The 22,568-nt window shown below is 58.9% G+C and carries 15 protein-coding genes; 5 read left to right on the forward strand and 10 right to left on the reverse strand.

The features are described from left to right. Position 1: 1 nt before the first annotated feature. Entirely contained in the window at positions 2–2,476 is a 2,475-nt protein-coding gene (treY, locus tag FBZ99_RS26195) for a malto-oligosyltrehalose synthase (protein ID WP_145635685.1), read from the reverse strand. A 128-nt stretch (positions 2,477–2,604) separates the two neighbouring features. Between treY and treZ the strand changes: the two genes are divergently transcribed. Then, on the forward strand, positions 2,605–4,365 hold the full coding sequence (gene treZ / locus FBZ99_RS26200) for a malto-oligosyltrehalose trehalohydrolase (protein WP_145635687.1): 1,761 nt from the start codon (positions 2,605–2,607) through the stop codon (positions 4,363–4,365). Positions 4,366–4,445: 80 nt separating this feature from the next. Here the strand turns inward: treZ and FBZ99_RS26205 are convergent, their stop codons facing one another. The 8 genes from FBZ99_RS26205 to FBZ99_RS26240 all read right to left on the reverse strand — a co-directional run bounded on the left by FBZ99_RS26205 (position 4,446) and on the right by FBZ99_RS26240 (position 17,471). Next, positions 4,446–4,790, reverse strand: a complete 345-nt coding sequence (locus tag FBZ99_RS26205; protein ID WP_113353009.1) for a response regulator — start codon at positions 4,788–4,790, stop codon at positions 4,446–4,448. 114 nt (positions 4,791–4,904) lie between these two features. After that, complete coding sequence (gene glgB, locus FBZ99_RS26210) at positions 4,905–7,142, reverse strand: 1,4-alpha-glucan branching protein GlgB (protein ID WP_145635689.1); 2,238 nt, start codon at positions 7,140–7,142, stop codon at positions 4,905–4,907. Continuing rightward, a complete protein-coding gene (gene treS / locus FBZ99_RS26215; RefSeq protein ID WP_186450357.1) occupies positions 7,139–10,432 on the reverse strand; it encodes a maltose alpha-D-glucosyltransferase in 3,294 nt (1,097 codons plus the stop codon). Before treS ends, glgB begins: the two co-directional genes overlap by 4 nt. Position 10,433: 1 nt before the next feature. Continuing rightward, on the reverse strand, positions 10,434–13,649 hold the full coding sequence (locus FBZ99_RS26220) for an alpha-1,4-glucan--maltose-1-phosphate maltosyltransferase (RefSeq protein ID WP_145635692.1): 3,216 nt from the start codon (positions 13,647–13,649) through the stop codon (positions 10,434–10,436). Positions 13,650–14,451: 802 nt separating this feature from the next. Next, complete coding sequence (locus tag FBZ99_RS26225; RefSeq protein ID WP_145635694.1) at positions 14,452–15,243, reverse strand: amino acid ABC transporter ATP-binding protein; 792 nt, start codon at positions 15,241–15,243, stop codon at positions 14,452–14,454. Then, the gene (locus FBZ99_RS26230) at positions 15,240–15,908 is read right to left on the reverse strand and encodes an amino acid ABC transporter permease (protein ID WP_145635696.1); all 669 of its coding nucleotides are present in this window, start codon (positions 15,906–15,908) and stop codon (positions 15,240–15,242) included. Before FBZ99_RS26230 ends, FBZ99_RS26225 begins: the two co-directional genes overlap by 4 nt. Then, positions 15,905–16,546, reverse strand: coding sequence for an amino acid ABC transporter permease (locus FBZ99_RS26235; protein ID WP_145635698.1), 642 nt, complete (start codon positions 16,544–16,546; stop codon positions 15,905–15,907). The genes FBZ99_RS26230 and FBZ99_RS26235 overlap by 4 nt, the downstream gene beginning before the upstream one ends. Positions 16,547–16,643: 97 nt before the next feature. Further along, complete coding sequence (locus FBZ99_RS26240) at positions 16,644–17,471, reverse strand: transporter substrate-binding domain-containing protein (protein ID WP_113331814.1); 828 nt, start codon at positions 17,469–17,471, stop codon at positions 16,644–16,646. Positions 17,472–17,699: 228 nt separating this feature from the next. Between FBZ99_RS26240 and FBZ99_RS26245 the strand changes: the two genes are divergently transcribed. The 4 genes from FBZ99_RS26245 (at position 17,700) to FBZ99_RS26260 (ending at position 21,381) form a co-directional block, all read left to right on the forward strand. Continuing rightward, complete coding sequence (locus FBZ99_RS26245) at positions 17,700–18,443, forward strand: UTRA domain-containing protein (RefSeq protein WP_145635699.1); 744 nt, start codon at positions 17,700–17,702, stop codon at positions 18,441–18,443. After that, complete coding sequence (locus FBZ99_RS26250) at positions 18,440–19,381, forward strand: LysR family transcriptional regulator (protein WP_145635702.1); 942 nt, start codon at positions 18,440–18,442, stop codon at positions 19,379–19,381. The genes FBZ99_RS26245 and FBZ99_RS26250 overlap by 4 nt, the downstream gene beginning before the upstream one ends. A 111-nt stretch (positions 19,382–19,492) precedes the next feature. Then, complete coding sequence (locus FBZ99_RS26255; protein ID WP_145635704.1) at positions 19,493–20,833, forward strand: LLM class flavin-dependent oxidoreductase; 1,341 nt, start codon at positions 19,493–19,495, stop codon at positions 20,831–20,833. A gap of 11 nt (positions 20,834–20,844) precedes the next feature. Next, positions 20,845–21,381 carry a flavin reductase family protein gene (locus FBZ99_RS26260; protein ID WP_113353001.1) on the forward strand — a complete coding sequence of 179 codons (537 nt, stop codon included), beginning with the start codon at positions 20,845–20,847 and terminating at the stop codon, positions 21,379–21,381. On the opposite strand, the gene FBZ99_RS26265 is transcribed toward FBZ99_RS26260, so the two are convergent. Then, complete coding sequence (locus tag FBZ99_RS26265; protein WP_145635706.1) at positions 21,358–22,521, reverse strand: aminotransferase; 1,164 nt, start codon at positions 22,519–22,521, stop codon at positions 21,358–21,360. The genes FBZ99_RS26260 and FBZ99_RS26265 overlap by 24 nt on opposite strands. Positions 22,522–22,568: the final 47 nt, after the last annotated feature.

Consider the following 22,568-nt stretch of genomic DNA (forward strand, 5'->3'; position numbering starts at 1 on the left):
GTCACCGGTTCCCCACGAGAAAGGATAGGGAATGATCGGTAAACAGCTGTGCTGCCAGAAGATCGCCAGCTGACGAAGGCTTATCCGTCAAGAGATCGTATAGCGGCGCCTTGAGCTCTCGCGGCATCATCACAGCGGTGTCTTTCCAGAAATCCGATGAAGGCATATCGACCAGACGCGGCACGATCGTAACCGCTGTTTCCCGCTCGTGAACGCGAGCGAAAGCCACGAGATTGGACGCTCGTGCGCCGCTGGTTTCCAAAGGCACATATTCGCCCTCGAGGAAAAGAAAGGGGTGCTGATTGCGATAGCGCAGCACCGTGCGGATGACATGCCGTTTCAAGAAAGCGGGATCCATCGCGAGGGCACCGGCCGCTTCCGTGTCAGTCCACGGATGGTCGACCGGTCGTCGATTGTCCGGATCGACAAGGCTGAAATCGAGACGCTCGCTACCCTGATAGATGTCGGGAACACCGGGAGCCGTGAGCTTGATCAGCAACTGCGACAGGCTGTTGCGGAAACCAAGCTCCATGAAAGGACGCAGCGTCCGGTCGAAATCACGGATGAACTCCCGATTATCCTCCGAAAACAAGGCGGCGGCATAGGCCTCTACCGCATGCTCATAGGAAGGGTTTTCATCCATCCAATCCGTCCGGAGCTTGGCTTCTCGGATCGCCTTCAGCACATAGGCGCAAAACCGTTCCTTCAGTGCGTTCCGATCGGCTCCTTCGATGTCCTGAGGCCAGATGCCGGCAAGCGCCTGGTAAAGCATCCATTCGATATTGGGCTCGGGCGCGGGTCCATCGGCAAGGCTGGAGCGAAAAGGAGAATTCATGTTGCGCCATCGCTCGACGCCTGCAATCCAGGCATCAGGATCCTGCGTAAGGCCGTATAGGCGGGCGCGAGTGTCTTCTCCCCGCTTGGTATCATGCGTCGAGGTCGTGGAAAGGCCGCAGCGTTGCCGCTGAAACCGGTCGTTCATGAATTGATGAAAGGCCGCCACCGAGCCCGGTGGCGCGTGTGGCTCGCCTCCGACCTCGTTCAATGCGATGAGGCGGTTATACCGATAAAACAGGGTGTCCTCGACCGCCTTTGCCATGATCGGACCGCTGAGCTGCTGGAATCTGGCTCGAAACTCCAGAGCTTCGGCTGCAGAAACCTCCTCTTTCAAAAGACGGGCGAGTGCATCGAGGGCATCAACGGTCGACAATCGCCTTCTTGCCTTCCCACAGGCAATCTCGACGACCGTCACATCATCGGACGATGAAGCTCCCTGACAGGCATAGGTACGGTAAACCGGGAAGGCGACCAGCAGCTCGCGAAGCGCCGACGCTATTTCCTCCTCGTCGAAATCCGCAAAAATCGAGCATGCCAGCCTCGTCAGACGCCTCGTCTCACCGGCGAAATTGCGCTCGACCATCAGCAGCTTCGCCTTGCGCAAACCTATGGCAAAGTCGGCATCTTCCTCGCTAACGGGCCTGTAGGCTTCGTCCAGCTTGCGCAATCCCTCCTCGTTCACGAAGAGATCGGCCATGGCGGCGATGAATTCGTAGCCGGTCGTTCCCGCCACCGGCCAATCCGCCGGCAGCTTCTCACCACGGGCAAGGATTTTCTCGACTACGATGAACGTGTCCGGGCCAACGGCTTGCCGCAAATGCTCGAGATAGCCCTTCGGATCGGCCAGTCCATCGATATGGTCGACGCGTAATCCTTGGACCTGTCCGGAACGAACCAATTCGATGATCAGCCGATGCGTGTCGTCGAAGACCCGTGGGTCCTCCACCCGCATCCCGACCAGGCCTGCCACCTCGAAGAAGCGCCTGTAGCTGAGATTTTCGGCGGCATCTTTCCAATAGAGCAATTGCCAATGCTGTTCCGCGAGAAGTTTTCTCATGGCGGCCGCATCCCTCGAAAATGCGAGCAACCGCTCCGCATCCGTTCCTATGTCCGCTGCCAGCCGGTCGGCACTTGCGATCGAGAGGGGAAGCAGATTGTCGAAGTAGGCCAGATAGATGCAACCATCCGCAGGCTCGTAGCGAAGACGAAAGTCCGCCGCGGCCAGGCTTTCCTCCAACGGGCGTCCCAGAAGTGGCAAGGTGAGCTTGCGTTGCCAGTCGATATCGAAATGGCCGGCATAGACACTGCCCGATCCACGCCGCAACACGTCACGCCACCACACGTTTTCCACGGAAGCGGCCATATGGTTGGGCACGATGTCGAGGATCAGGCCCAGCTTCGCCTGTTGCAAGACCGCACAGAAAGCATCGAAGCCAGCGCGACCGCCAAGCACCGGGTCGATCTCGTTCGCATCCGTGACATCATAGCCATGCGTCGATCCCTTCTTGGCCGCAAAGATCGGCGAGGCATAGACGTGGCTAATGCCGAGACCCTTCAGACAGGGAACCAGCTCCGTTGCCCTGTCAAAGGTGACATTTCCGCGAAACTGCAGGCGATAGGTAGAGGTTAAGACGGTCATGGCTTCCTCGCTGCGTCGGGGGCTCTTAAGAACGGAACTGAAAGAGATCTGTTCCCACCCCAGGAACCGTTCCCGTCAAGATGCGTTGGATGCAGGAAAATTTCAGCGTTATTGACGGATAGGGTGTCATGCAGCACGGCTTCGCATTTGGACCACAAATCAATGAGAATGCGGTCTTGTTCCGCTTGTGGGCGCCCTTGGCGGAGAGCGCGCTCGTCCGCATCGAGCAGCGCGGAGAATGGGCCATGCGGCGGAGCCAGGACGGCTGGCATGTCGTCGAAGTCAACGACGCGCAGATCGGCGATCGCTATACGTTCGTGCTGGCCGATGGGTTTGCCGTGCCGGATCCTGCCTCGCGCTTTCAGCCCGAAGACGTTCACGGCCCGAGCGAGCTGATCGATCCAACGTTCACGTGGAAAACGCAGAGATGGAAGGGACGCCGCTGGGAGGAGATCGTCATCTACGAACTGCATGTCGGCGCCTTCACGGAAGCTGGCACATTTCTGGCCGCCATCGAAAAGCTCGACCACTTGCAGCGCCTCGGCATAACGGCCATTCAAATCATGCCGCTTTCGGATTTTCGCGGTCGGTATGGGTGGGGTTACGACGGTGTTTTGCCCTATGCACCGGATGGCAGCTACGGCCGCCCCGAACATCTCAAAATGCTCGTCGATGCAGCCCACGAGCGCGGCATCTGCGTCTTTCTCGATGTGGTCTATAATCATTTCGGGCCGGACGGAAACTATCTGTCCCGCTACGCGCCGATCTTCGGCGACCGGCACGAAAGCGTCTGGGGCAAGGGCCTGAACTACGATGGCGACAGCAGCCGCTTCGTCCGCGATTTCGTCATAGAAAACGCTATCTATTGGCTGAGCGAGTTTCGGATGGATGGTTTGCGGCTCGATGCCGTTCACGCGATGAAGGACGATAGCGATCCGCATATCCTTCTCGAACTTGCCGGTCGCGTCAGAAGCGCCTTCCCTGAACGCCATGTGCACCTGATCGTCGAAAACGAGGATAATGAAGCGGCTCTCCTCGCGCGCGATGACGACGGCAAGCCGCGCCACTTTACGGCACAGTGGAATGATGACATCCACCACGCTCTCCACGTGGCGGCCACAGGCGAGACCTTCGGCTACTACGAAGATTATGCCGATTGGACACCGCGCCTGAGCCGCGCGCTTGCCGAGGGCTTCGCGTTTCAGGGGGAGCACATGGAATATCGAGGGCGGCCAAGGGGATCGCCAAGCGTTGGCTTGCCGCCATCGGCCTTTATCTCCTTCATCCAAAACCATGACCAGATCGGCAATCGGGCGCGCGGCGATCGTATGATTTCCTCCCACCCCATCGAGGCGATAAAGGCTATCGCAGCCATCTATCTTCTCTCGCCCCAGATCCCCATGCTGTTCATGGGTGAGGAATGGGGCGCTACCGATCCCTTTCCCTTCTTTTGCGATTTCGATGAGGAGCTCAACGCCAAGATAAGGCTTGGCCGCAAGGAGGAACTGAAGCGCCTGCCCGGCTTCGAAGCGGAGGATGCATGCGACCCGACGGCCGAAGCCACCTTCCTCCGCGCAAAATTGCGCTGGGATAAAATGGATGAGAACCCGGCAACGGGACGCTATTACCGGCAGTTGCTAGAGCTCAGACATCAAATGGTCGTGCCGCTCCTCGTCCAAGCGCATAGTTGCTTGGCGACCTACGATCCAGACGCCTCGCCAATCCGAGTGCGCTGGAAACTCGGGTCTACAAATCTTCATTTGGCAGCCAATTTGTCGAACACGCCTGTTATTTTGAAAAGTCCGATCGAGGGACAAGCATTTTTTTCGTCGCACGGCATGACAGACAACTCGATCGGACCATGGGGAATTGTCTGGAGCCTGTCGTGAGCTATTTCGCAAATCTGAGGGACGAGCTTCTACTGCCCTTCAGGCAACCCGATCCCCTCAGAGGCCAAGCCTACTTAACCTTATAGGCGCCGCGCCTTTTCCAAGGCATCGATGATTGCTTTGTCGGTGAATGGCTTGTCGATTATTCCAACCGCGCCTTCAAGGCCATAACCAACCCGCTCCGGGCTGCCGGTCACAAAGATCACTTTTATCCTGAACCGATCCGTCAATCGGCGAGCAAGCCCCGCTCCGCTATGGCCATCGGCCAAGCCGAGATCCACGAAAGCCACCTCTGCCTTTGACGCGTAGGCCAGGGCCTGTTCCGCGGTCATGAAGGAGCCCACGACTTCGTGGCCAGCTTCGATAGCGATGCGCTCCAATTCCAGTGCCACCAAGGGCTCGTCTTCGACGATCATGATTTTCATTAGCAACCTCCTCATGCAATAAAAGATGGATCAAATTGGAAGAAAGACGATGTTCGCTACCGGACCGTTCCGCGCAACCACGACGGCATCGACTACTTCCCACGACGCGGAACTTCAGGATTGCTCACCTCCCGTCATCGCTTCTCCATCCTCAAAGAGAAACATCGCTGTCGAAAGAGGGGCAAGATCGACGAGAAGAGACTGGCGGCGCCCATGCGCGGGAAAATCGTCGCTAAGACGATCACCAGAGCCCATACCTGCTCCGCCATAAACTAAATCATCGGTATCGAGTATCCGCCGCCAGAGGCCGGCAAAAGGAACACCTACCCTATATCCGCTCCGGAAAATCGGAGTGAAATTCGAAATGACCAGAATGGCCGACCGCCGCCCAGCATCAAAGCGCAGCATCCCGAAAACCGACTGTTCGGCATCATCCGCAACCGCCCACTCAAAAGCGTCCGGCATGGTATCTCCATGCTGCAGGCATGGAAAATGCCCGTAGGTTCGGTTGAGATCGCGCACCAGCCGCTGCAGGCCAGCATGAGAGGGTTCATCCAGGAGATCCCATTCGACGGAACCGTCATGGCTCCATTCCGACCATTGACCGATCTCACCGCCCATAAAGAGAAGCTTCTTACCCGGGTGCCCCCACATGAAGCCGAAAAGAGCGCGAAGATTGGCCATCTTCTGCGAGGGATCGCCAGGCATCTTGGCGAGCAGGGAACCCTTTCCATGCACGACTTCGTCATGTGAAAACGGCAGGATGAAGCGTTCGCTGTAGGCGTAGATCATACCGAAGGTCATCGAGCCATGATGATACTTTCGATAGACCGGATCGTCGGACATGTAATGGAGCGTGTCATGCATCCATCCCATATTCCACTTCATGTCGAAGCCGAGCCCGCCTTCCGCGGCGGGTTTTGTGATGTTCGGAAAAGCGGTCGACTCCTCCGCGATCATCAGCGCGTGCGGGTGGCGTTCGTGAACGATGCTATTCAAATGCTTGAAGAATTCGATGGCTTCCAGGTTTTCGCGCCCGCCGTAACGGTTCGGGATCCATTCGCCTTCCGGGCGGCTATAGTCGCGATAGAGCATGGAGGCGACGGCATCGACGCGCAATCCGTCCACATGATAGCGCTCAAGCCATTCGAGCGCGCTCGCGATCAGGAAGCCTTTGACCTCGTTACGGCCAAGATTATAGATCAGCGTGTTCCAGTCGCGATGGAAGCCCTCTCGCGGATCTTCGTGCTCATAAAGGGCGGTGCCGTCAAAACGCGCCAATCCCCAGACATCCGTCGGAAAATGCGCCGGCACCCAGTCCAGAATGACACGGAGCCCTTCCTGGTGGCAGCGATCGACGAAATATGCGAAATCTTCGGGCGTGCCATGGCGCCCGGTCGGCGCAAACAGACCGAGTGGCTGATAGCCCCATGATCCTCCGAAAGGATGCTCCATGATCGGCATCAGCTCGATATGGGTGAAACCCATTTCGCGGACGTAGGGAACGAGCCGCTGCGAGAGTTCGATCCAATCCAGCGCGCGGCCGCCATCTTCCATGTTGCGCAGCCAAGAGCCGGCATGGACCTCATAAATCGAAAGCGCCTTGGCGAAATGATCGGTGCTTCGGCACTTGTCCATCCAGTCATGATCATTCCAGCGGAAAGGCTCGGACGAAGCCACCACGGACGCCGTCGATGGCGCCGGCTCCGCGGCCCGTGCGACGGGATCGGCCTTCTGCGGAAGCGGATTGCCGAAGCGATCGAGAATCTCGAACTTATAGCGCTCGCCGTCCGTGATATGCGGAATGAAGATCTCCCAGACACCTGCCTGCGGCCGGAGCCTCATCGGATGGCGGCGTCCGTCCCAGGCGTTGAAGTCGCCGACCACGGACACGCGGCTTGCATTCGGCGCCCAGACCGCAAAACGCACGCCCGCGACATCGTCGATTGTCATCGGATTTGCGCCGAGAGCCTTGCTCAGGTTGTAATGCGTCCCTTGCGAGATCAGATGGAGATCAAGATCGCCGAGCAGCGGCGCGAAGCTATAGGGATCGGCCGTCACCTGGACCGCGTCGGGCCATTGAATTCTCAGATAATAGGCGTTGCGTTCGGCAAGCATCGCGCCGAACAGGCCGGCCGGATGGATGAGATCGGCCAATGCCAGAACGCGATCACTGTCTCGATCGAGGATTTCAACACGCAAGGCTCCCGGAAGATAGGCCCTGACGCTGTAGCGGCCGTCCACACCTTTGTGCATGCCGAGGATCGAAAAAGGATCTCCATGCCGTCCCTCCACCACGGCATGTATCGAACCCGCATCCACTCCGCTGAGAATGTCGGCGATGTCGCTCATGAGCGGCTCTCCGAAAGTCGGGCTATGATGGCGGCAAGTCCGTTCAGCGGGATCGGAAGCCACTTAGGACGGTTCCGGGCCTCATAAGCGATCTCATAGGCAGCCTTCTCCAGAAGAAAGATATCGATGATCCGCCGCACCTCGGCGGGCGTTTTCGGCAAATCGGGCGAAGCCGCCAATGCCTCGATATAGGATGTCAGAAAAATGCGTTCCGCATTTTCCGCGAAGCGGCGGATCACCTCTCGGCGGCGGGCATCATGATGATCCGAAATAGCGTCGTTTTCGAGCATGGCGGTCGCCGAGAGATAGTCGAGCGACCGCAGCAGGCCGGCAGCGTCGCGCAATGGGCTCGTCTTGGCGCGACGCTCCGCGAGATTGCGCGCCGGCTCGCCTTCGAAATCGATAATGACGGCATCGCCCTCCGTCACCAGGATCTGGCCAAGATGGAAATCGCCATGCGCACGCGTCAACAACGTGCCTTTCGCCTCGTCCGCCAGCGCACCGGCAAGCTCGAGGATCCTGTCGCGTTCGGCAAGCAGCAGGGATATCTGTTCCGCGATCTCGGGCTCGACACTGTCTTCGAGGCCGGTCAGCTTGGAAAAGGCATAGGTGATCTCGCCCGTTACGGTTTTACAAATGCCGGCGATATCGCGTGCTTCCGCCCGACGTGGCGCGAAGGCTTCGTTGTCGGTCGGTTGCGCCAATAAGACATGCAATTCTCCGAGCCTTTCTCCGACCATGGAAACGAAATGCAGAAGCGGCTGCAGCTGCTCATCGGCCGCCTCGACGGCGGACTCCGTGATAACAATCTCGTCGGCAGTGCGTCGGAGGTTGGACAGCATCCAATTCCAGGCATCGCCCTGATTGCGGATCGCTCCTTGAACGATGATAAGCGTCGATCGGCGACCTTCGCCGTCGGTCCGAGCCACCTCGCCCAGAAGAGGGGCAGTATGCTCGTAACCATGTTCCGTCAGATAGCGCGTCATTTCGACTTCCGGATGGACGCCGACGAAGACATGGCGGATCAGCTTGATCATCGCCAAGTCGCCCACGAGCAACGAGCTATTGGATTGTTCGGCCGAAAGCCAACGGATCGGCATGTCCTCCGTCAGGGCCAGGCAATCGAGCCGGTCGGTGCCGATGAATTCGATCATGCCGGTGCGTCCGCTGACCGTCGAGCGGTCGCACAGGCCCTGTAGGATGCCACGCGCCATTAGTTCGATGGCAAATCCATCAGTCAGGAATCCCACCCGCCTGCCCTGCCGGATACGGGCAAGGGAAAGCTGCTGGGCGAGCACGTTGGTCGCCGTATCGTCCCATTCGGCTGCGAGCGGCAGTTGGTAGCTTTCCACGTGATCCGGCAGCACGACCTCGATCTCTCCGAGCACGACACCGTCGGCAAAGGGTATCGGCGTCGCGGAAACGAGCCTTGCCTCCTGCAGAGCCTGGTCCTTGGCGCCGAACCAACGGCGCTTCGCAAGATAGGCCGGCAGGATATCCCTGCTCAACACCGCCGCGTGATGCGGCAGCTCGGCAAGTTCCGTGAGGCTGCGCCGGATAACGATCGTCACCAGATCGACAAGTTGCTCGGGCGGTGCCGTGCGCCAGGCTGGTCCGTCGGCCTCGACAGCGAGCTGGAACCAGAAAAAACCATAGGGCGGCAGTGTGAGCAGGTAGGTGAGCTGTCCGATCGGCGGGAATGGCGACATGCCCGTCAACTCCACGGGAACCCGCCCTTCGAACTGCTGCAGATCGAGCTCCACGGCTTGAGGAACGCGCGACAGGTTTGCGACGCAAAGAATGACCTCGTCACCATATTCGCGCAAATAGGCGAGAATCCGTCGGTTGGCCGGTGCCAGGAAGCGCATCGAACCCCGCCCAAAGGCGCTGTGGCGACCGCGCAGCGCCAGCATTCGCCGTGTCCAGTTCAACAGCGAATGCGCGTCCGACACCTGTGCCTCGACGTTCAATGCCTCGAAGCCATAGAGCGGATCGGCAACCGGCGGCAATACGAGGCGCGCTGGATCTGCGCGCGAAAAGCCGCCATTGCGATCGGGAGACCATTGCATCGGGGTGCGCACGCCGTCCCGGTCGCCGAGATATATATTGTCTCCCATGCCTATCTCGTCCCCATAATAGACGATGGGCGTTCCCGGCATGGACAGCAGCAACGCATTCATGAGCTCGATACGGCGGCGGTCGCGTTCCATCAATGGCGCCAGCCGCCGTCGGATGCCAAGGTTGATGCGGGCGCGCTTGTCGGAGGCGTAGGTCTCCCACAGATAATCGCGTTCAGCATCGGTGACCATTTCGAGCGTCAACTCGTCGTGATTTCGGAGGAAGATCGCCCATTGGCAGATTTCGGGAATTTCCGGCGTTTGACGTATGATATCGGTGATCGGGAAGCGATCCTCCTTGGCAATCGCCATGTACATGCGCGGCATCAAGGGGAAATGGAACGCCATGTGGCATTCGTCGCCGTCGCCAAAATATTCTCGCGTGTCTTCCGGCCACTGGTTTGCCTCGGCAAGGAGCAGCACGCCGGAATGTGTCGCATCAAGCGCCGCGCGGATCTGCTTGAGGATCAGATGTGTTTCCGGCAGGTTTTCGTTGTTGGTGCCCTCGCGCTCGACAAGATAGGGGATCGCATCGAGCCGGAAGCCGTCGATGCCGGTCTCAAGCCAGAAGCGCATGACATCGATAATTTCCTTCATGACCAGCGGATTATCGAAATTGAGATCGGGCTGGTGCGAATAGAAGCGATGCCAATAATAGGCGCCCGCCACGGGATCGAATGTCCAGTTCGACTTTTCCGTATCGAGAAAAATGATGCGGGTCTCGGGAAATTTCAGGTCGGTGTCCGACCAGACGTAGAAGTCACGCTCGTGGCTTCCGGCAGGCGATTGCCGCGCGCGCTGGAACCAGGGATGTTGGTCCGACGTGTGGTTGATGACAAGCTCGATGATGACGCGGATATTATGTTCATGCGCCGCCGCCACGAACTTCCGGAAATCCTCGAGCGTCCCGTAGTCCGGGCTGACGTTGCGATAATCGGCAATATCATAGCCGTCATCGCGCCGGGGGGAGGGAAAGAACGGCAGGAGCCAAATGGCATTGACGCCGAGTGCGGCTATATAGTCGAGCTTCTGGTACAGGCCCTCGAAGTCGCCGATGCCATCGCCATTGGCATCGTAAAACGACTTGATGTGCAGCTGGTAGATGATCGCATCCTTATACCATAGCGGGTCGTCGGCAAGTTTGTCGCCCTCGGCCATGTGAACAGTGTCCATCTCAGACCTCCCCTGCCCTGACGCGCCAGATGGCAAATGGCAAATGGGCGGGATCGAGCCTAATCATCTGCCACTTGCCCGTACGGCTGAATCTTTGGCCACTGACGAGATCCTCGAAAGCGAGTGTGCCATCGTCTGCCAGGCCGAACCGCCAGAGCGGAAATTCGACATTGCTTTCCTCTATCGCGTGCGGATTGAGCGTCACGGCCACAAGCAGAACGTTGTGGCGCCCGATGCTTGCCTTCTCGAAAAACATGACGTTGGGGTTCGACGAGGGCAGGAAAGTCAGGCCGAGATGCGAATGCAGCGCTGAATTATCCCTGCGAATTCGGTTGAGCATCGAGATCTCCGCCTTGATGTTACCCGGGCGGTCATAATCCCAGGCGCGGATCTCGTATTTTTCACTATCGGCATATTCCTTGCGCTTGGCATCCGGACGTCCTTCGCAAAGCTCGAAGCCGTTATAGACGCCCCAAAGGCCTGACAGCGTAGCAGCGAGTGCCGCTCGGATGAGATAGGCGGAGCGCGGCGCGTTCTGGAGGAAATCTGGGTTGATATCATGCGTGTTGACAAAGAAATGCGGGCGAAAGAATTCCCTCACCTCACTTTGAGTAAGTTCGGTCAGATATTCCTCCAGCTCCGCTCTTATGTTGCGCCAGGTGAAGTAGGTGTAGGACTGGGAGAAGCCGACCTTCGCCAGCCGGTACATCACCTTCGGCCTTGTGAAGGCTTCCGAAAGGAACACAACCTGCGGATGACGCGCGCGGATATCGCCGATCATCCACTCCCAGAAGGGAAAGGGCTTGGTATGAGGATTGTCGACGCGGAAAATTTCCACGCCTTCCTCGATCCACATTTCGACGATGTCGCGCAGTTCGGCCCAAAGCGCCGGCACTGCCTCCGGCGCGTAGAAATCGACATTGACGATATCTTCGTATTTCTTCGGCGGATTTTCCGCATAACGGATCGTGCCGTCGGGCCGCCAGTCGAACCAGCCCGGATGTTCCTTTAGCCACGGGTGGTCGGGGGAGGCTTGAATCGCTAAGTCGAGTGCGATCTCCAATCCGAGCCGCCTGGCTTCCGTAATCAGATGCTCGAAGTCATCGAATCCGCCAAGGAGGGGATGGATCGCCTCATGCCCGCCGTCCTCCGAACCAATCGCGTAAGGACTGCCTGGGTCGGTTGGAGCGGCGATGAGAGAATTGTTGCGGCCCTTGCGGTTGGTGTGGCCGATCGGGTGGATCGGCGGGAAATAGAGCACGTCAAAGCCCATATCTCGGATGGCCGGCAAGCGTGCGATGACGTCCTCAAAAGTGCCGTGGCGATTGGGGTCACCGCTCTGCGAACGTGGAAAGATCTGATACCAGCTCGCAAAGGCCGCTTCGCGGCGCTCCGCTTCCACACCATAAGTTCGCGAGTGCGAGGTAAAGGGGCGGCGGTCGGCGAGCGCCATGAGGTCGTTTGTTCGTGTGGCAAGCAGCAATTCGAGCCTGCCTGGCCCGTCACGCCTTTCGAGCTCGGCAAGCAACGTCGCGAGTTCCGCCCTGTCCTCGTCCCTCATCGATATGCCATCATCGGCAGCAGCATCGCGGATCAACTCCTCACCTTCGATCAGTTCCAGCCGCAGATCGAGCCGCGCTTCACTCTTCTTGAGAAGCTCGTGGCGGAAGATGGCGAAGGGATTTTTCCACGCCTCGACCATGAATTCGAAGCGCCCGATGCGATCGAGCAGGAAGGAGCCCCGCCATCGATCGTTTTCGGAAAGGACCATTCTCGTTCGACGCCACTCAAGCTCGTCGCGGGCGCGATAAAGGAGGGCGGCCGACAGCAGATCGTGGCCATCGGCAAAGATGTCCGCCTCGGCGATCAGCGTGTCGCCGACGATGCGCTTGACCGCGAAACGTCCATCATCGACCTGCGGGGTAACAAGTTCGATGGCGATGCGCGGAGAGGCCGTCGCTTCAGCGAGGGACAGTTCCCCTTCGTCAGCCGAAACCAGAGGGCGGATCTCCGTTGTGACGGCGCGCACCTCGCCTGGAGCGATTCTCCGGCTACCAGCCACCGCCTCGACGGGCAGGAAAGGCAAGGCCAAGCGATGCATGATGTCGTCAGGCAGTTCCGCGGTACGACGCAGATCTCTGTTGACCGCGAGTAGCCGCGTACGCGTTGCATCCCGCAATGTGGATCGATCAGCCTGCGCGATCACCGTGACTTGGCTCGCTGTTTCACATTGAAGAAACATCCATCGAGTGGACGCGCGTGGAACGGAATTCAGGTCGCGTATATCGGCCGAGATATCGTAAGCTCCCTCGGCCTTGAGGACACGCAAACCCTCTCCATGCCCATATGTGGGATCAAGCGGCAAGGTGGCGCCGAATTCGAATCCCATGGGCACAAGCAATCCATCGCCGAGCTCGGCCGCGAGATGGAGAGCGCGGCGTGATTTTCGCTCGCGGATTTCCCTGCTTTCGCTGCCATGCGCGATGCGCCTTCCAAACGGCGCTTCCGGAAAGGTGATCTGTGGCCCGAAAGGCAGCTGCAGGCGATACTCTTCAAGGAACCAGCCTTCGCGCAGATCCCACCAAGCAAGCGACGAAAAGGCTCCGTCGAACCCACAGTCTTGCAATTCTAATCGAAAAGCGAAGTCAGTTCCCGGGGTATAGGCAAAGAATCTCGTTTCCGGATCCGCGATCCTCGCGCTTGCCATCAATCGTCGCCAACCATCAGCGGGCAGGCTGTCAAGGCCAATGACCCGATACCCCATGATCCCGCAGGACGCGAAGTCTACGAGGCGGGTTTCCCATTCGCCGGTCACCTCGCTCGAATATGGCGCGCGGGGCTGAGATGGAGAGCTCGGCGACCGCCGTGGGTCGAGAGGGGTCGAGACGCCTGTTTCTGCGTTGCACGGCTTTATCGCGAGATCGAGCATAAATGCCACACCCCGCTCGCGCGCATCTTTTGCCAGGGCGAAAAGACCCTCCTTCACTTCATCTTCAAGTTTGGCCTCTGCGTCCGATCGCGTGTAATTCTCCATGGAACGAAGACCGGCACGCCTCCCGTCGAGGAAGGGCGGAGCGGAAAGTACAATATCGAAACCGAGAGCGCTTGCATGATCAAAGGCTTCATTCCATTGGTCTCGTCCAGTTAGGAGCAACGGATTTATATAGTAAATCCGGGGATGGCTAAACGCGTCGGCCGGCTCGGCTGCAAACGTCATCAATTTGTTCTCCACGCATCAGGCGGAAATAAATTGTCCCTCCCGGCGATACCAAGACCAACCATCGAACGACTTGCTTGTTCCCTCCAATCGAGCAACTTTCATTTAAACAACCCACTCATGAAGGAGCATCGCTCGCCCTTCAGACGAAGATGCTTTCACTTCCGTTCGCAATAGATTGGCAAAAAGCGCTCGCTCGTTTCTTCCTCGGGCAGTTCGTCGCCACACATTCCCCAGCGCTGTCTACTGTCGACACAGCACCCCTCACTGGCCATTGTCGTTCGAAACGACGTTGCGCCTCCACAACCGCATCTCCTCAACTGCGCGGTGACACCAACCGATCAGGATACAGAAGGTTCCCGGTTCCCCAGCGGCCATTCATTTTCTAGAAGTCAGGGCCTCACAGACGTCTTCGAAGGCGCGCTCCAGACCGCACCGCAGCCGGATTTTTTCCTGGTTGGGTCCCTGGAACATCGTTCAGCGGAGTTTCTTCCTCCTTTCATGCCAACAATGGTCCTGGGGAAGATAATGTCAGCAGGCGGAAGGCACTCACGCCCATATCAGGGCTTGCTGAGGAAATGGCGCACGACACTTCGAGGATGACAACGCAGCGGCAGGGTCCGAATCCACGCAACATATCCGCGGCTTATAGGATGGGAGAAGCTATGATCACATGCACCATTCACCAAGCCGAATTGATTTCGGCTTGGTGAATACTTCATGATCTGCTGCGAGCCGCCGGCCCCAAACACGTCCGCCGGAGCAATAATCCGGCCCGACTCAAGCCGTGCTCGAGGCAACATCAGAGCAACATCGACGCGCCCCGGTCGAGATAGGTATCGAGGAATTGTTCAAGGCGAGGATTTCTCGGCTTCCTGAAGACCTCCTGAGGTGGCCCGCTAAACAGCACCTTGCCGTGATCGAGAAAGATGATCTGCTGGCCGACGGTCGCGGCGAAGCCGATTTCGTGCGAAACGACAACCATGGTCATGCCCTCGGCCGCCAGGTCGCGCATGACGTTCAGGACTTCGCCGGTCAGTTCCGGATCGAGGGATGAGGTCGGTTCATCGAACAGCATGATCTTCGGCTTCAAAGCGAGAGCGCGGGCGATCGCCACGCGTTGCTGTTGTCCGCCGGAAAGCTGCGAGGGATAATGCCCTGCTCTCGCCTCGAGCCCGACCTTGACGAGTTGCGCCATGGCCGCATCCTCGGCCTGCTTACGGCTCATCTTGTGAACCGTCTTCAAGGCCTCGCTGACATTGCCGAGCGCCGTCATATGCGGCCAGAGATTGAATTGCTGGAACACCATGCCGATCTGGGCGCGGATCGAACGATTGGTAGTCGCCGAGACACGTTCACGCCGTCCTTGAGCATCCTCGGTGAAGCCGAGGACCTCGCCGTTGATGGAGATCGTTCCGCGCGTCGCCTCTTCAAGGAAAGCCATGCATCGTAAAAGCGTGCTTTTGCCCGAGCCGGATGGACCGATGAGGCAGGAGACCTGCCCCGGCTCGATGGCAAGATCGATACCATGGAGGACCGTGGTCTCTCCGAACGTCTTGATGAGATTCCTGACTTCTATAGCGGGGACGCTCATGCGTTGAAAAACCTGAATCTGGAAAGTTTCGTTTCGGCAAGGTTGCCAAGCCAGCCGGTGACTTCGACGAGCACCCAGTAGAAGAGCGCCAGGGCCGACAGCGCCTCGACGAAGGCATATTGCTGCGATCCGATCGCACTGAGCGTCGCCGTCAATTCCGGCACGGTGATGATGGAGAGGACCGCCGTCTCCTTCATCAGGATGACGGTCATGTTCACGCAGGGCGGCAGCACTAGCATCGTCATCTCCGGCAGGAGAATGCGCCTTATGATCTGCCCGCGCGTCAAGCCGACGCATTCGCCAGCCTCGATATGGCCTTTCGGCACGGCGCGAAATCCGGAACGGAAGATTTCGCTGAAATAGGCCGCGCCATAGATCGAAATGCCGATCAGTCCCGCCGGCACAGGATCGAGCTCGAGGCCAACGAAAGGGCCGCCATAATAGACGAGGAAAATCTGGATGAGAAACGGCGTGCCGCGCAGCACCGCCACGACGGCACCAAGCACCTTGTCGACGACCACGCCGCCATATTGCCGGGCAACCGCCATCAGGAAGCCGATAATGGCTGCGGCAATGGTGCCGATAATCCAGATCATGATCGTGACGCCGGCGCCGCTGAGGATGGCAGGCCATTGGCCGATGAGGACGTTGATATCAAAGGTCATCGCGCTACCCCCGGCAATCTGCTTTCGATCAAGCCGCCGGCAAGTGCGACCACCCAGTTGATCACGAGATAGATGAGGCCAGCGGCCGCGAAGATCTGCAGCGGCAGGAAGGTGCTGCCGGCAAGATCCTGGGCCATGCGGGTGAGTTCGACGATGCCGACAACGGAGACCAGCGACGACGCCTTCAGGATAAGGATCGCCTCATTGACGAGAGCTGGGAATGTGAGACGCAGCGCGATCGGAACCTTGATGCGGCGGAATATCTGGCGTGGTGTCAGCCCGACCATTTCCGCCGACTCCACTAGGCCCAGCGGCACGCTGGCAAAGCCGCCCCGCAGGTTCTCTGCCTGGTATGCGGCCGTGCAGAGCGACAGGCCGATGATTGCGGCAACGATGCTCGGCACGTTGAGGCCGATAGCCGGAAGCAGATTATAGATCAGCAGCAATTGCACCAGCAGCGGCACGCCGCGGAAAAAGCTGATGAAAAACTGGGCAGGTCGCACGAAAAGGCTACGCCCCGTCAGCAACATTCCCGAAATCAGGATCGCAATTGCGAAACCGATAAAGATCGAAGCAAAGCTGATCGTCACCGTGTAGATGGATGCCTGCAGAAGCAATCCAAAGAGCTCGATGGACATTGTTGAGTGTTCGCCCGCGTGGTGACCAGGAAGCTGGGATCTCGCTCATCAGCCGAGCCCGGCAGCAAAGCGGGCACGGCCAATTTCCGAGGGCTGATCAGAATGCCGGGTCCTTGACGGCGTCAGGCGTGTCGAAGCTTGCGCCGAACCACTTCTTCTGCAGCGTCGCCATGCGGCCGTCAGCCTTGATCTTCAACATGGCTGCATCGATGGCGTCCATCAACGGTGCGTGATCAGCATCCTTCAAGCCGATGAAGCCGAAATAGGACTTCTTGCCGAAGGGCGGCAGCACGACTTCGAACGTGCCTTCACGCTGTTTGGCGACGAATGCAATATTCGGCAGCGAGTTGGCAACGCCGGCGATACGGCCGGCTGCGAGGTCGGCATAGGATTCGGTAAAGGCCGGGTATTCGCGGATATCGGCTTTCGTCGGCAGTGTGTCAGAAAACTCCTTCAGCTGGTCGAGCTGCGCGGTTGCCTTGCCAACGCCGATCTTCTTGCCGGCGATATCTTCCGGCTTGCTGATCGTCTTGTCACCGGCCTTTTTCAGGATCGCGATGGTTGCTTCGGCCAGAGGCGGTGTGAAACGATAACGCTCCATGCGCTTCTTGGTGATCGTCGCCGGGCCGGCAACGACGTCGAACTTTCCAGCTTCAAGCGCCGGGAAAACGCCGTCCCATGGCAGCGTGACCCATTCGATCTTCACGCCCAGTTCCTTGCCGATCTCGTCGAAGAGGTCGACGTTCAAGCCGACATGCTTGCCTGCATCGATGAAATCGAAGGGGGCAAAGGCCGTCTCGGTGCCGACTTTCAGGGTGCCGGCGGCCTTGACGGCGGCAAGCGTGTCAGCCGCATGGGCCGAAATCGTTGCGCCAAACAAAAGTGCGGCGCCCACCAATCCCTTCAGAAGCGAATTCTTCCTCATGTCTTTCTCTCCAGTTTTGTGCCCTTCCTTTGGAAGGTTCAGGTTCCCCAAACGTTGTCCCGTCCGGCCGATTTTTATGACCTTTTGTCTATACAAATAGATACAGCCTCGCCTACACTGTCAAATACAAAACATAACGAACGCAAGAATTATGCCGCATGATGCCCGATGGATTTGACAGACGCGGTTTCCACGGACACTGAATTCATTGCCGGAGCAAGGCGAGCGTTGGCCCCAATTCATCAGAGAATTCTGAAGGATATAGAAAGCAGGATCATGAGCGGCATTTGGCCGCCGGGGCACCGAATACCCGTCGAGCATGAGCTGCTGAAAGAGTATCGATGCTCCCGGATGACCGTGAACAAGGCGCTTTCGACCCTGGCCGAGCGTGGCATGATCATACGCCGCCGCAAGCTCGGTTCCTTCGTCGCCTCGCGGCAAATCGACCGCACGGTGATGGACATTCAAGATATTTCCACGGAAGCGGAACTGGCGGGACACGAGCATAGCCATACGATGCTGATGCGGAAGATCGAGAGGCTCGATGCAGCCACCGCGATGCGGCTCGGCGAAACCATGGGGGCGGAAATCCTGCGGCTCCACTGCCTGCACGCGGTCGACGGCAAGGCGAATACATTGGAGCGGCGCATCGTCATGCTGGACGTAGTGCCATCTGCAAGAACAGAGAGTTTCGCTTCGGTCCCACCCGGCAAATGGTTGCTGGAAAAGGTGCCCTGGTCGAAGGCTCGGCATGTCATTCGCGCCGTCTCGGCCGATGCCGCGACGGCGCGCCTGCTTGAAACCGAACGCGGCGAAGCCTGTCTGATGCTCATCCGTCAGACATGGCAGAGCAGTCGCACGGTCACCTATGTCGAGTTCATCCACCCCGGCGATCGCTTCCAGTTCGCCGGCGACTTTTATCCGAATGAGAGAGCTGTCACCGATCAACCGTCGCGGGGAGATGCCTCTTGAACGAGAAACACATCGGCAGGACTGCTCCGCTCAAAGGCTTGCAGGCCTTCGAAGCTGTCGGCCGTTGCGGCAGCGTGAACGCGGCAGCTTTGGAGCTGAAGGTTTCGCCCGGAGCGATCAGTCAGCAAATCCGCAAGATCGAGAGCTTTCTCGGCGTCACCTTGCTCGAGCGCAATGGTCGCACGGTGGAACTCACCCAATGGGGAAGGCTCTACCATCAGGAAATATCGAAGGGATTCGAGCAATTCGCGGTTGCTGAACAGGTCCTGGAACGGGCACGCAACGAAAATGCGCTTGTGCTGAGCGCGCTATCTTCGGTCGTCAACAAATGGATTGGGCGGCGAATCTTCGATTGGCAGGCCCTTCATCCAAACGCGCATGTGAGGATCGTCGGTCGCGACAAGGAACCGCGCATGGGCTTCGACGACATCGATTTCCGCATCAGCTACGGATCGGACGTATTGCAGCATGAACATTATACGGAGCTGTTCCGCGACTGGGTGGTACCCGCCTGCTCACCGGCATTGATCAAGGGCAAGGCGCCTTCCGCGGCGCAACTTCTTCAATATCCGCTCCTGCATGTCGAATGGGAGAGGCATTTCACGCGCTATCCGAGCTGGCTTGAATTCGCCGCGAAGACCGGGGCGGCGCTCGAGGAAACCGCCGCGGGCCTTTCCTTCACCCTGTCGAGCAGCGCAATTGACGCCGCCGTCAACAAGCGCGGCGTGGTTCTCGCGCAGATGTCGATGATTGCTGATGAACTCGAGGCGCAGACGCTGGTCATTCCCATCGACATACGCATTCCCTTGCGCGAAAGCTATTTTCTCGCCTGGGATAGGGCGGCCTTGGAAAAACCCCACGGACGCCAGTTCCGCGATTGGCTTCTCACCATTTCTCGCCAGCAAGCCCTCATGTCGGCACCGACATCGACATTTTAGAAAAACTAAAACGGAACTCAGCTCCGCGATATTGATGAAATTTTGCGCCTGGCGATAATTTGTACATTCGCCGTCAACGGGACGGCGTGGCCGATATAAAGGGAAAATTCGATGGCGCGGACCGATAAGATGAAACTCGGAACTTTCGTCTATACGTTCGGCTTTCATCCGGCCTCCTGGCTACATCCGGCAAGCGATGTCAACGGCGCCAACGACTTCGCGCATCTGCTCGATGTCGCCAAGCGATCCGAAGCGGCCAAATTCGACTTCATGTTCATGGCTGATTCTCCGGCGGCCGCCGTCGGCGATCCCAATGCACTCGCCCGCTTCCCGACCAAGATGAACCGCTTCGAGCCGCTCTCGCTGCTTTCGGCACTGGCGGTGACGACCAACGATCTCGGGCTCGTGGCAACCGTCTCGACAAGCTACTATGAGCCCTACAATGTGGCGCGTCTGTTTTCCTCGATCGACCATCTGAGCAAGGGTCGCGCCTGCTGGAATGTCGTCACCTCTGACCACGACGAAACCGGCTACAACTTCAATCGCGAAGGGCTCGATCCGCACGCGCTGCGCTACGAGCGCGGCAACGAGTTCGTCGACGTCGTCTTCGGCCTTTGGGACAGCTTCGAGGAGGGCGCGCTCCTTCTCGATCGCGAAAACGGCGTCTACTATGACAAGGACAAGCACCACACGCTCAACCACAAGGGCAAGCATTTTCAGGTTCGCGGCCCCCTCAATATCGCCCGAACGCCGCAGGGCCGTCCTGTCATCGCCCAGGCGGGCGGTTCCGAACCCGGTATGGACATGGCGGCACGCACGGCCGAGATCGTCTTCAGCCTGGCCTCGAACATCGAGCGGAACCAGGCCTTTTACGAGAATGTCAAAGGCCGGATGGCTGCCTATGGGCGTGATCGCGACGACCTGAAAATCATGCCGGGCATCGTCATCAACGTCGGCGAAACCGAGGCCGAAGCAAAGGCGAAGGTGGATTATCTGATCGACAAGATGCATCCCGATGTCGGGCGGCTGATGCTCTCCGAGTTCCTGGAGGCGGACCTGCGCGGCGTGGCCCTCGACGGGCCCTTCCCGATGGACCGTCTGCCGGCGGCGCCAAAGGGATCGCGTGCCCTGTTCGACGAGCTGGTGGATTTCGTCAAGAGCGGCCATACGGTTGGCGAGCTGATCCGACACTATGCCGAGAAGCACACCGGGAATGGCATAACGGGCACGCCTGCCCGGATCGCCGACTACATGGAGGAATGGTTCGAAACGCGTGCGGCCGACGGCTTTATCCTGATGTTTCCGACCCTGCCGTCCAGCCTCGACGATTTCGTGCGGCTCGTGCTGCCGGAGCTTCGCCGCCGCGGGCTGTTCCGCGAGGAATATGAGGGCAAGACCCTGCGCGAAAACCTCGGCATTTCGATGCCGGCAAACCGCTTTGCCAGGACGTGAGGGCGAGGCCGATGGGTAACGACGCTCTGATCAGCGACACGGAATTCAGGCTATCGATGCGTCATTTGGCCGGCGCGGTCAGCGTGATCACGGTCGGTGACGGCCAGGACCGTACCGGTTTCACCGCGACGTCGGTTTCCTCATTTTCGGCGGATCGGCCTTCCGTCATCGTCAGCGTCAACAGGACTTCTTCCTCTTGGCCGGCGCTGCAGCGATACGGCTGTTTCTGCGTTAACGTGCTTGCGGCCGACCAGCAGCACGTCGCGCAATCCTTTTCCGGCATTGGCGGACGCAAGGGCGCCGACCGCTACGAGGGTGCCGAGTGGTATCGCCTCAGGACAGGCGCAGCCGCTCTTGAAAATGCCCTGACGGTCCTCGACTGCAAGCTCGAAACCACATTCCATCATCACTCCCATGCCATTCTGATCGGGCACATCCGTGCGATGGAGATCCGGCGGGACGCAAGACCGCTGCTCTACTGGCAAGGCGGCTATCATGACCTGCCGGCTGCTGCTGATCGCCCCCTAGCGGAGCCGATCCGGCAGTAGTTCGATGGAAGTGACATCGGCATTGGCAAAGGCAAGCCTAAGGTAGCGCTCCTGGCCCTCGCCGAAATATGCGCCTGGTATGCAGACGACACCGCGTTCCCTCGCGAGTTCCTCGGCAACCTCGGACGACGATCGGCCCTCGAAGGGATGGCGAACAAAGGCGAAATAGGCGCCGATCGCCGCAATCTCCCAACCCACCAGCCCGGAAAACGCCGATCTCAAGGCATCGGCCCGGCGAGCGATTTCCAGCCTATTGCCGGCCCGCCAATCGGCAAGGACAGGCAAAGCCGATGCAACCGCGATCTGAGCCGAACGCGGGGCGCAGATTTGCATATTGTCCATGACTTTCGCGATCTCAGCGACAAGCCCGAGGCCCGCCGTGACGGCGCCTAGCCGATGGCCGGGAATGCAGAAGGATTTCGAGAAGCTGTAGAGAAGGACAAGCGTATCCTCCCAGCCCGGCTCCGAAAGCAGGGCGTGCGGCCGGCCGTAACCTTCGGCCAGGAAGTCGCGATAGGTTTCGTCGACGACCAGCCAGGCGCCGTATTTTCGGCACAGCGAGAAAAGCTCGTGAAGCAGCTGAGGCGGATAGACTGCTCCGGTCGGATTGTTGGGCGTAACGACGGCAAGCATCTTCGCGCCGGCCGCAAGCGCGGCTTCGGCAGAGCCGAGATCGGGAAGAAAGCCGGTTGCAGGATCGCACTCGACCAGTCGGCGCCCGATCCCCAACATCGACAACGTCGTGTCGTGATTGAAATAGAAAGGATTGGTGAGCGCTACCGTATCGCCCGCGCCCGCAAGCGCAATCGCCGTGCACATGAACGCCTGATTGCAGCCGGCCGTGATATGGATATTGCCGGCAGATATGTCAGCGCCATAGAGCTCCGCGACATGGGCGGCATAGGCCTGGCGCAGCAAAGGCTCGCCCTCGATCGGCCCGTATCCTGTCATCGCCTGTTGTGCCGCCGTCTCGCCGAGAAGCCGCAGCATCTCCGGGTGTGCGGGATAGCCGGGCACAGCCTGCGACAGATCGATGAGTGGCCCCTTCGATCCCTTGTATTCGCGTCCCCAGGCGACGACGGAAGGAATGGGCGGAGGCGAGAGGCGGGCAACGAGCGAATTGGATTTTGCAGCGGTCATATCGATTTCTCTTTGATACCGATTGCTACAACGATACCAATTGTTTT

Source organism: Rhizobium sp. ERR 1071, from assembly GCF_007828675.1.
Taxonomy (GTDB): domain Bacteria; phylum Pseudomonadota; class Alphaproteobacteria; order Rhizobiales; family Rhizobiaceae; genus Rhizobium; species Rhizobium dioscoreae.